Here is an 8,522-nt window from a genome sequence, read left to right on the forward strand (position 1 = left end):
ATACAGTGTTATTTGATTATATAGGTACAGAAATGCTGGCTCATTTAAGTGTGAATAATTTTGCTATTGTTAAATCATTGCAGTTAGAGCTTTCCAAAGGAATGACTACCATTACTGGCGAAACCGGTGCGGGTAAATCCATTGCAATTGACGCGCTCAGTTTATGTCTTGGTGGCCGTGCGGAAGCAGGAATGGTCAGGCAGGGTGAAGAAAAAACCGAAGTCAGCGCCGCCTTTATTTTGGACAATAACCTCAACGCCACGCGCTGGTTGGAAGACAATGACTTGCTCGACCAAAAAGAGTGTATTTTACGCCGAATCATCACCAAAGATGGCCGCTCTCGTGCCTTCATCAATGGCAGCCCTGTGCCTCTTTCACAACTCAAAGCTCTAGGTCAATTACTGATCAACATTCACGGTCAACACGCCCATCATCAACTGATGAAAAGTGAGTATCAAATGAGCATGCTGGACCAATACGCAGGTCACGTGAATCTTGTCAAAGAGACACGCTTAGCCTACCAAATGTGGCGTCAAGCAGATAACCAGCTCAATCAACTCAAAGAAAATAGTCAACAAAACCAAGCTCAAGTTCAACTGCTGGAATATCAAATCAAAGAGCTCAATGAATTGGCGATTGGTGAAGAAGAGTTCACCGAACTCGAACAAGAGCACAGACGTTTAGCCAACAGTGGCGAGCTTGCTACCACTTGCCAGCAAGCCATTGAGCTTATTTATGAGGGGCAAGAAGTCAATGCGCTAAGTTTGCTGCAGTCAGCCAACCACGCCTTGCTTGAACTGGCCGAGTTAGATGAAAAACTTGCGACCTTACCCAACATGGTGGCTGAAGCCATCATCCAACTCGAAGAAGCCAACAGTGAATTGCGAAACTATCTGGACAGTATCGATGTCGATCCTGAACGTATGGCTTATGTAGAAGAACGTTACTCTAAAGTGATGTCCATATCGCGCAAGCACTACATCGCTCCTGAAGCGCTTTACCACCACCACCAAGATCTGCTCAAACAAATAGCGCAACTTGACTGCTCTGAAGATAAATTACAAGAACTGGAAAGTAACGTTGCCAAACAGTATCAGCAGTTTGCAACCTGTGCCGACAAACTGCATAAGTCTCGTAGCCGTTACGCGAAAGAGCTGGATAAATTAATCACCAATAGCATGCACGAACTGAGCATGGAAAAAGCCAAGTTCTGCATCGAAGTTAATCATGAAACAACGCATCCATCACCACTGGGTTTTGACACAGTAACTTTCTTAGTCTCAACCAACCCAGGTCAACCGCTGCAGCCTATCGCTAAAGTCGCGTCAGGCGGAGAACTGTCACGGATATCTCTAGCAATCCAAGTGATCACCGCTCAAAAAGTAGACACCCCTAGCCTTATTTTTGATGAGGTCGATGTTGGTATCAGTGGCCCGACAGCAGCGGTAGTCGGAAAAATGCTAAGAACATTAGGTGAATCAACTCAAGTACTGTGTGTGACTCACTTACCACAAGTGGCAGGCTGCGGGCACCAACAACTGTTTGTTAGCAAGCAAGCCAAAGCAGGAAAAACAGAAACACAAATGAAACGATTAGATAGTGAACAACGCATCGCTGAACTTGCTCGCCTTTTAGGGGGTAGCCAAATCACCGAATCTACCCTTGCTAATGCGAAAGAACTGCTGATCGCCGCCTAAGCTGACATTTTTCTTTTTAGGTTTGCAACCAAACTCAAAATTTGCAGTCTCAACTAGCTCGTAGCTCAGTCTATTTTTTACTTCTGCTGCGAGCTTGTTTATTATCAGTCCAGTTTTACGACCTATTGGCAAAGAATTTTGAATATGCAGTTAAAAAAGTGGTTAATCGCAGTCCCTTTAGCAATGACAATGCTGACTGGATGCTCTTTATTAGAAAAACTCGTTTATCGTATTGATATTAACCAAGGCAACTACGTTGAACAGCAAGCCGTCGATCAACTCAAGTTCGGTATGAGCAAAGAACAGGTTAGGTTTGTCATGGGGTCGCCGATGCTTATTGAAAACGGTTATCCCGATACTTGGTATTACATTTATCACCACACGGAAGGCCACAAAGAATCGATACAGAAAAACCTGATTGCGACATTTAATACCGCAGGTGCTTTGATGGAAATCAGTGGCGACTACCCTGCTAGCGAACGGTTTTTTGAAGGCGTAAACTGAACGAAAACACGTTCAAACAAATGATACCCAAAGTGCACCTCACAATGAGTGACACTAACGGACAGGGCTCATAACGAGCCCTTTATCTTGCACCCAATACCGCAGCAACGTTTACTGTTGCGCTTTTGCCTGCTCGGCTCTCTTGCGACGGATCTCTTTAGGATCGGCCAATAACGGACGATAAATTTCAATGCGATCACGGTCTCTGACCGTCGAATCTAGCTTAACGTTACGACTAAAAATCCCGACCTTATTTTTTGATAAATCAATCTCTGGGTAGAGCTCAAGCACACCGGACTGTTGAATTATCGTTTCGACGGTTGAGTTTTTGTCTACCACCAAATTCAGTACTCTTTGCTCGTGAGGCAATGCATAGACTACCTCAACATGGATCATCTCAGATTCAATACTCATTACTGATACACCTGTTTCGCTCGTTTGGTAAATGCGTTAACCATATTACTGGTCAATTCATTGAATATCTTGCCAAAAGCCAATTCCACCATTTTGCTCGAAAATTCAAATTCCAGTTTAAGTTCAACCTTGCAGGCTTGTTCATCAAGTGCAGTAAAATACCAACCGCCTTTTAAAACCTTAAAAGGACCATCGACCAAATTCATCAAAATAGCTTCACTGGCCACCAACACATTCGACGTTGTGAACGTCTTACTTATCCCTGCCTTTGAAACATCCACCGAAGCCACCATCGACAAATCGGAAGATTCCATAACGCGAGAACCAGAACAACCTGGCAAAAATTCAGGATAACGAGCAACGTCATTCACGAGATTAAACATTTGTTCTGCACTAAAAGACACTAAAGCAGAACGACTGACTTGCTTCATATTCTCTCCTCATCACCACCGAAAAAGTCTGGTGTGTAACAATTTTACTTTTATTCTTATCCTACGCAAATAAAAGGATTTCCTAAGCTCAAACCAAGCCGTATAATGCCGCCACTATGGTAAAGAAAAAATCAAACTCAAAAGCAGGTAGCAATACCATTGCTGTAAATAAAAAAGCTCGCCACGAATACTTTATCGAAGATGAAGTAGAAGCTGGCATGGAGCTCCAAGGCTGGGAAGTCAAATCTCTTCGTCAAGGCAAAGCGAATATCGCAGAAAGCTACGTTTTCATGCGAGACGGAGAAGCCTTTGTTTCCGGAATGACAATAACGCCACTGCAGCAAGCATCCACTCACGTGGTTGCCAACCCAACTCGCGTGCGCAAGCTGTTAATCAGCCGCCGTGAACTGGATAACCTTTATGGACGCATCAACCGTGAAGGCATGACACTTATCGCACTATCACTGTATTGGTCTCGCTCTTGGGTGAAAATCAAAATTGGTGTAGCGAAAGGTAAAAAACTGCATGACAAACGTGATGATTTAAAAGAAAAAGATTGGGCAAGAGAGAAAGCACGCGTAATGAAGAGCTCATTGCGTTAATCTTGACCACTTAGACGCAGAAAGCTAGACAGACAAAGGTTTTCTGGTAGTATGCGTCAACACACTTGGGGCTGATTCTGGATTCGACGGGAATTTTGCAGTCTGAGGTGCATGCCGTGGGGCGGTTTGCCACGTTAAAAGCCGCAAAAAAATAGTCGCAAACGACGAAAACTACGCACTAGCAGCTTAATAACCTGCCAAGAGCCTTTCTGCCCTAGCTTCCGCTCGTAAGACGGGGAACAACAGAGAGTCAAAACCAAACAAGCTCGTGCCGCGTCTCCCGCCTGAGAGACAAAGCATTAAAACTAATTCAGGATAGCCATTAGATAGCGTGTCGGTTCGCAGTTTGATGGTGAAATTAAAGACCGAATAAGCATGTAGTACCAATGATGAATGATTTTCGGACGCGGGTTCAAATCCCGCCAGCTCCACCAATCACTAGTAACGGGACGTCTCAGGACGTCCCGTTTTCTTTTCTAAACCCTTGTCCTATCTAGCTTTAAGTGGTTCAGGGCGTCTCATCAAGATTCACTTAATCTCAGTCATTTAGTAACATTCTGCGTAACACTGCCACAGCTCACCTCAACCACTTTGTTCATTCAAGGTAACTGTTCATTTATTACGAACAACTTGCATCACTGTACAAACTATTAACGCCCCACTTCCTATCGCAGCTTTCATCGCTGAAATCATCCATTCTGTTCATCAAAACTTTTGACTTACAGATTATGAGTAACAATTTACTCATTGATAAGTAGAGGTGTTGTCGATGGAAGAACTAACCGTACAAGCTTTTATCAAAGGTGAATGGATAGATATTGGTATTATCTCGTTCCCTAAAAGTAGCCAACATAATTTCCGAGTGACTGAACTCAACTACCTCAGCGACTATGCTCTAGAGCATCACGATAAAGATGACTTTCACGCTGTTTCACTCAACCACCCTGTCTCATTCTTTTTTGATGACATGGGTAAACCCAGATGGTTAAAGTTTCTAGACGATATTATGCCTAGCGGCGCTAGTAGACGGTACTGGGTTAAATACCTAGATATTGAAGACCTTAGTTCAGATGAACAAGACTATGTTTTGCTCAAGTTTGGCACGATGTCGCCTATTGGCAACTCAAACCATTTGGCTTAAAAGTCGGACGGCTCCCCTCTTCTCCCGATGCGTTAAAATCGCTTCAGTATCAGCGCTCTTGATTTAGATTAAGTTGCTATAACAAGCTAGCATTTTTAAATGATTTAGGAATACATGGACGCGGGTTCAATTCCTTTTGAAGTAGGAAATTGATGATTTTGCCAGGTGGCTCTAAACAATCGCAACTCAATGACTATCGCTCAATAAATAGAAAGCGCGCCAATCTCAACTTAGGACGCCCCCCTGATGTTTCTCTTGTACAAATGCGGAGGTCAGTTTACACACCCGCAGTTATGCATTCGTTTGTTGCTGATGGGTAGCGACTGTCGTGAGTTTATCGGCGCGGAAAAGCTTGTAAGCCATAATGCCAATAACCAACGCTTTGATGATCATCATTTGTGGGTTACCGAAATAGGCAGCCATACCAACAAACCCCGATAAGAACATGAGCAAACGGAACCTTTTCAGGTCAGTCATATACAGTGCCAACAAAATTAACGCGAGATCGCCAAACTGCAAGGCTTCGGCTAGTGTGGGGTTATTGATAAAGCTGCTTACGGCCACATAAGCAATATAAAGAATACCGCTCGCCATCAAAGCCGCAGCAGAATTGATCACCATTTTGCTGGTGTTAGTAAAATCTTTCACATATCGATATGCGTTAATGGCACCAACCGACAGATTAAGAATGACTTTAGGCCACCAACCCATCAAAATTGACCAAGCAATGTCATTCGCAGCCGAAGCAAATGCAGCATAGCGAGTAAACTTCATCGAATTAAAAATAGTGAGTGATATATAGAATGCGACAGATGTCCATCCTAATACTTCGCGTAATATATCAAGCAAAATACGGTCTCTTTTTACATAGAATCATCATCCACAACAATGAAACTATCTGCTACTAATAAGGCCAGTAGTGGTTTATAAACCCACCACCTAGCCGTTGGGCGCAGGATAATATCACGGCATTCGGTATAAATCCTAGAAAAGACTCTTATCAATACACGCTTATTCTCGAAAATATGTTTCTCAATTTTGGAAACAAAACTGCAAACTCAACAAACGCATTACCACTCCCCTTTTGACACATTCAATCATCCCTGAATGAAAATTAACTGACGTACGCTAACTCATTCAGCGAGGAGAACGAACCGCAACCACTTTCGTCTCGATCAACTGGTAGCGAATCCCAGATTGGTCAAACGACTGGCGCAGCGCCGTTAAATTCCGGTGATAGGTCACTTGCCGACCAGATGCCGTCTTCACTTTCATTACCATATTACTCATACACTTATCCTCTACACTTAACCGATTGGTTTCATCAAACTATGCTATTTTGAATATTTATAACCAAACAACTTGGAGTTGCAGGTAGCAAGGAAATCGTTATTGTGCGAACTCTTTGAGTGCTGCCATCGCCTTTTCTGCCTTCTCTTGTTGCACAAAAATATGGTCATGATAATAACCCGCGATCACATTAGCGCTGATGCCATACGAAGCTAGCTTAGTTGCAAAAGCGGCCGTTAGACCCACCGCCTCTAAACTTGAATGAACCGTCAGCGTAATTAAGCTGAATACCGATTCAAAATCGAGCTGCGCCGCAATGGCCTTTTGCTGCTCAACGACCAAGGTCAGCCCTTCACGCTCTTGAAATGTCGCCACGGGTTCTAAATGCAAATAATCGGCTAATGCCCCTTGCACAGTACAAAACACATAACTTCCACCCACCAACTCGGGTGACATGGATTGCAGTAAAACCTCTAAATCAGTAATCGCTGTCATATTTTTCTTTCTCATTCAAATTGAAGCCGAAGTGCAGAGTAAAGCCCTCTGTGGAATAAGTGAAATTAATAATATTAATTAGTGATTAATTATTCTTATAGCCACAATTAAAAAACAAGAAGGAAATGAAAATTAAATAAAATTCAATTGATTATAGAATCGCAATGTTAATAAAGAAAAAACAAGATGCATTTAAAATCAAAAAGGTCAACGTAACACATCACTCAATACTATCTGAATGCTTTATACTCTCCACAAACATGTATTTCAGGTGATGGTATGGATGCAGAACAATTTTCACAGTTAGTGGCGCAAATCAAAATAGGTAAACAGCTACCAGAGGCTATCTACTTACATAAGGATGCATTCAGTGCCTTACCAACAACACTGAGCAAGTTTATTCTGGCCGTCGCCAAAGCGCTTAATCTACCTGATGAACAGTGGGATCTAGTCAAACTGTTTAAAAGGGAGTTCCGTTTATCTTTACTGCATTACCCTGGTTTTTATAGCAATTCCTATCCAGCACTTAAACAGAGCCTTAACGTCAACCTCTCTAAGTTAAGTCATAAGCTCACCTGCTATAACGACTCGGATAACCCGCCGATCTTACATCGCAAAGAAACGATGATTTTACCTAATAGCGAATACTACTCGCACTTTGTTAGCCTTACGCAGGAAGGCGAAAATGCCGGTTTGTATGAAAACACTCGCATTATTGGCTTTAAACGATCATGGGAAAATGTAATCGCTCGTCATGATTATCAGCTCGTTGATGGCCGTCTGTTTCGCTGCTCTGCAATAACAGCTAAGAATGAAATCGGGATTGATCGTCACAAAACAGCACTTGTCCGTCATCAGCTCTCTGCCCCAATGAAAAGCTTAGCTAAACACGGCTACCTTTCTGGTAATTATTCAATTTTTGATTATGGCTGTGGACGAGGTGACGATTTAAGAGAATTAGAAGCCCATGGATTAGATGCACTAGGCTGGGACCCAAACTTTAGACCAGACGTTGAACAAGTATCCTCAGATATCGTCAATCTGGGCTTTGTCTTAAATGTCATTGAAGATCAAGATGAAAGATTGGAAGCCTTACTTGGGGCTTGGGAGTTAACAGAAAGGCTCCTGATTGTAGCCGTCATGCTAGCCAACGAAACTTATATCAATCAGTTTAAGCCTTATAAAGATGGAGTTATTACTTCACGTAACACCTTCCAAAAATACTACGCACAGTCAGAAATTAAAGCTTATCTTGAACGGAGCCTTCAGGAAGAAGCGATCGCTATTGCACCGGGTATATTTTACCTCTTTAAAGATAAACTAGAAGAACAGCGCTACTTACAAAGTAAATACCAACGTCATCATCAATGGCAGCAGCTCACCTCACCACAGCCAATGGAAGCAAAAGACAAAGCAAAGCTGGTCATCGCCCAGCATCAAGCTCTGTTTGATAATTTTTGGAATACTTGCCTAGAGCTTGGTCGGATACCTGCAAACGATGAGTTTGCAGCAAGTGAACAGGTTCGCAGCCTCATTGGCTCACATAAGAAAACCTTTACTTTGATCGGTGACATGTTTGATACCAAAGCATTTAAACAAGCAGAAAGACGACGCAAGGAAGACCTTTTACTTTATTTTTCAATGGGATTATTTGAAAAGCGCAAACCCTACACACAACAACCTGAAAACTTGAAAAGAGATATCAAAGCGCTTTTTGGCGATTACAACACTGCAATTAACCTAGCGACTGAGCTATTATTCGCCATAGCTGATAAGCCCCTGATTCAAGCACAATGCGAAAAAGCTCATCAACAGTTACCTGCTAGTGTGTTAAACCCCGATCACTCACTAATCTTCCATAAATCATGGTTAGATGAGTTACCGTTACTGCTTAGAGTTTATGTAGGCGCGGGGTTACAAATGTACGGTGAATTGGATGAATCTATCG

Annotated in this window: 9 protein-coding genes, 1 other RNA gene and 2 pseudogenes; 7 read left to right on the forward strand and 5 right to left on the reverse strand. The window is 42.7% G+C overall.

Features of this window, described 5'->3' with window-relative positions:
* Positions 1–32: 32 nt before the first annotated feature.
* The gene (gene recN / locus B9J84_RS02915; protein ID WP_094123491.1) at positions 33–1,697 is read left to right on the forward strand and encodes a DNA repair protein RecN; all 1,665 of its coding nucleotides are present in this window, start codon (positions 33–35) and stop codon (positions 1,695–1,697) included.
* Positions 1,698–1,841: 144 nt separating this feature from the next.
* Positions 1,842–2,201 carry an outer membrane protein assembly factor BamE gene (bamE, locus tag B9J84_RS02920; RefSeq protein ID WP_010319506.1) on the forward strand — a complete coding sequence of 120 codons (360 nt, stop codon included), beginning with the start codon at positions 1,842–1,844 and terminating at the stop codon, positions 2,199–2,201.
* Positions 2,202–2,312: 111 nt separating this feature from the next.
* On the opposite strand, the gene B9J84_RS02925 is transcribed toward bamE, so the two are convergent.
* A complete protein-coding gene (locus tag B9J84_RS02925) occupies positions 2,313–2,615 on the reverse strand; it encodes an RnfH family protein (protein WP_010319507.1) in 303 nt (100 codons plus the stop codon).
* The gene (locus B9J84_RS02930; RefSeq protein WP_094123487.1) at positions 2,615–3,046 is read right to left on the reverse strand and encodes an SRPBCC family protein; all 432 of its coding nucleotides are present in this window, start codon (positions 3,044–3,046) and stop codon (positions 2,615–2,617) included. Before B9J84_RS02930 ends, B9J84_RS02925 begins: the two co-directional genes overlap by 1 nt.
* Positions 3,047–3,162: 116 nt before the next feature.
* On the opposite strand from B9J84_RS02930, the gene smpB reads away from it, so the two are divergent.
* From smpB to B9J84_RS16290, 4 genes and pseudogenes are all read left to right on the forward strand, one after another.
* Positions 3,163–3,648: an SsrA-binding protein SmpB gene (gene smpB / locus B9J84_RS02935; RefSeq protein ID WP_013857439.1), complete on the forward strand. Its 486-nt coding sequence runs from the start codon at positions 3,163–3,165 to the stop codon at positions 3,646–3,648.
* Between the two features lie 67 nt (positions 3,649–3,715).
* Positions 3,716–4,082: a transfer-messenger RNA gene (gene ssrA / locus B9J84_RS02940) on the forward strand.
* A 335-nt stretch (positions 4,083–4,417) separates the two neighbouring features.
* A pseudogene (locus B9J84_RS02945) lies at positions 4,418–4,771 on the forward strand (type II toxin-antitoxin system HipA family toxin); the annotation flags it as partial.
* Positions 4,772–4,941: 170 nt separating this feature from the next.
* Positions 4,942–5,064 (forward strand): annotated as a pseudogene (locus B9J84_RS16290) (integrase); the annotation flags it as partial.
* A 16-nt stretch (positions 5,065–5,080) separates the two neighbouring features.
* Here B9J84_RS16290 and B9J84_RS02950 read toward each other — a convergent pair.
* From B9J84_RS02950 to B9J84_RS02955, 3 genes are all read right to left on the reverse strand, one after another.
* Positions 5,081–5,638: a hypothetical protein gene (locus tag B9J84_RS02950; protein ID WP_013857463.1), complete on the reverse strand. Its 558-nt coding sequence runs from the start codon at positions 5,636–5,638 to the stop codon at positions 5,081–5,083.
* Positions 5,639–5,926: 288 nt separating this feature from the next.
* Positions 5,927–6,079, reverse strand: coding sequence for a hypothetical protein (locus tag B9J84_RS16205; RefSeq protein ID WP_179217506.1), 153 nt, complete (start codon positions 6,077–6,079; stop codon positions 5,927–5,929).
* Between the two features lie 99 nt (positions 6,080–6,178).
* Positions 6,179–6,574 (reverse strand): ACT domain-containing protein, encoded by a 396-nt coding sequence (locus B9J84_RS02955; RefSeq protein ID WP_170935161.1) that lies wholly within the window; start codon positions 6,572–6,574, stop codon positions 6,179–6,181.
* A gap of 279 nt (positions 6,575–6,853) precedes the next feature.
* Here B9J84_RS02955 and B9J84_RS02960 point away from each other — a divergent pair.
* Positions 6,854–8,522, forward strand: a 1,669-nt coding sequence (locus B9J84_RS02960) for a DNA phosphorothioation-associated putative methyltransferase (RefSeq protein WP_094123490.1), incomplete at its 3' end; no start/stop codon positions are given.

This window comes from Vibrio sp. V03_P4A6T147, from assembly GCF_002241085.1.
Classification (GTDB): Bacteria; Pseudomonadota; Gammaproteobacteria; order Enterobacterales; family Vibrionaceae; genus Vibrio; species Vibrio anguillarum.

Excerpts from the sequence above, each read along its gene's own strand:
- B9J84_RS16205 (WP_179217506.1), bottom strand. The coding sequence starts at position 6,079 with ATGAGTAATATGGTAATGAAAGTGAAGACGGCATCTGGTCGGCAAGTG.
- bamE (WP_010319506.1), top strand. The coding sequence starts at position 1,842 with ATGCAGTTAAAAAAGTGGTTAATCGCAGTCCCTTTAGCAATGACAATG.
- B9J84_RS02930 (WP_094123487.1), bottom strand. The coding sequence starts at position 3,046 with ATGAAGCAAGTCAGTCGTTCTGCTTTAGTGTCTTTTAGTGCAGAACAA.
- smpB (WP_013857439.1), top strand. The coding sequence starts at position 3,163 with ATGGTAAAGAAAAAATCAAACTCAAAAGCAGGTAGCAATACCATTGCT.
- B9J84_RS02925 (WP_010319507.1), bottom strand. The coding sequence starts at position 2,615 with ATGAGTATTGAATCTGAGATGATCCATGTTGAGGTAGTCTATGCATTG.
- B9J84_RS02955 (WP_170935161.1), bottom strand. The coding sequence starts at position 6,574 with ATGACAGCGATTACTGATTTAGAGGTTTTACTGCAATCCATGTCACCC.
- recN (WP_094123491.1), top strand. The coding sequence starts at position 33 with ATGCTGGCTCATTTAAGTGTGAATAATTTTGCTATTGTTAAATCATTG.